The organism is Leisingera sp. F5, assembly GCF_001593695.1.
The window spans coordinates 1-1,438 of sequence record NZ_LUKH01000942.1 but is presented as its reverse complement, the minus strand read 5'-3'; the positions used below and the strand labels follow the sequence as shown (position 1 = coordinate 1,438).

2 protein-coding genes and 1 pseudogene are annotated in these 1,438 nt (G+C 65.4%); all 3 read right to left on the bottom strand.

Translation table 11 applies throughout. The features are described 5' to 3' along the window. On the bottom strand, positions 1 to 221 hold a 221-nt coding region (locus tag A2I95_RS37675), incomplete at its 3' end, for an ATP-binding cassette domain-containing protein (protein ID WP_291737549.1). Further along, the gene (locus tag A2I95_RS37670) at positions 218 to 1,267 is read right to left on the bottom strand and encodes an iron ABC transporter permease (protein ID WP_035919978.1); all 1,050 of its coding nucleotides are present in this window, start codon (positions 1,265 to 1,267) and stop codon (positions 218 to 220) included. The genes A2I95_RS37670 and A2I95_RS37675, both read right to left, overlap by 4 nt. Then, positions 1,264 to 1,438, bottom strand: a pseudogene (locus tag A2I95_RS42730) (ABC transporter substrate-binding protein); the annotation flags it as partial. The gene A2I95_RS37670 and the pseudogene A2I95_RS42730, both read right to left, overlap by 4 nt.

The window sequence follows — 1,438 nt, the reverse complement described above, 5'->3', positions numbered from 1 at the left end:
ACCTCTCTGCGCGTCAGCCGCGCCAAGGATTTTTCCGCCAGCAGAACCTCGCCTTGCGAGGGGCGCGCCAGACCCGCCAGCAGCCGCATCAGCGTGGATTTCCCAGATCCGTTCGGACCGACCAGCGCCAGGGTCTCTCCCGGCTGCACCGTCAATGAGACATCAGACAACAGCAGCTTGCCGCGGATGGAGTAAGACAGGCTGCGGGCTTCGATCTTCATCGCGCAGCCCTTCTTCCACGCACCAGGATCACCGCAAAGGACGGCGCGCCGATCAGGGCTGTGACAACGCCGATGGGCAGCACCTGTCCCGGAATGATGATGCGCGACACGATGTCGGCACCAATCAGGAACACTGCCCCGGTCAGCGCCGCGGCCGGCATCAGCCTGCGGTGGCCGGGGCCAACCAGGAAGCGTGCCGCATGGGGAATGACCAGGCCGACAAAGCCGATAGAGCCGACAATTGACACCATCACCGCAGTCGTCAGCGCGGTAGCGAAGATCAGAACAACTTGCACCTGCCGCACCGGAATGCCCAGCGAAGCTGCGGAATCGGTGCCAAAAGTAAAGGCGTCCAGAGCCCGTGCATGGAACCGGCAGACCCCCCAGCCCGCCAGCGCCAGCGGCACCGCCAGCCACACATCCGGCCAGCGCACCCCGCTCATATTGCCCATCAGCCAGAACATAATTCCGCGGGCCTGATCGGCATTGGCCGATTTAGCGATGATGAAGGCAGTCAGCGCGTTGAACAGCTGCGAACCCGCAATGCCGGCCAGCACGATCTGCGCTGCCGCTGCGCGGCTGCCGCCTGCTCCGGCGGCCCGGGCAAGAATGGCAACAAAGCCAAAGGCCAGCAGCGCGCCATTGAAGGCGCCAAAGGACAGCGACAGCGCACCGCCTCCCAGCCCAGCAATGGTCACTGCCACCGCCCCGGTCGAGGCGCCGGCAGAGATGCCGAGGATGTATGGATCGGCCAGCGCATTGCGCAGCAGCGCCTGCAACACCACGCCCGCCACTGCCAGCGCCGCCCCGCAGGCCCCCGCCACCAGCGCCCGCGGCAGCCGGTAGCTCCAGATGATACCCTGGTCGATCGGGTCCACCGGCAGGCCCGCCCCGGCCAGCTTGTTGGCCAGAACAGACAGCACAAGGTCAGGCGCAAGCGCGGTTTCCCCGATCATTGCGCCTGCCAGGACCGCCGCAATCAGAACCGGCAAGGCCAGGCAAGCGCCCTTGACGCCCTGCCAGGTGATTGCGGCGGCTGCGCTCACTGGCTGTTGCCGATCGCGCTGAGTTCAGCAGCCAGTTCCTCCAGCGCCGGAATGGCACGGATGGTGGCGTCCATCGCCTGAGCGTCCATCACGACGATGCGGTTGTTCTTGACCGCATCCATCTGACTGGCCACCGGATCATTGCGCAGAAACTCCAGCTTTTTCTCATAG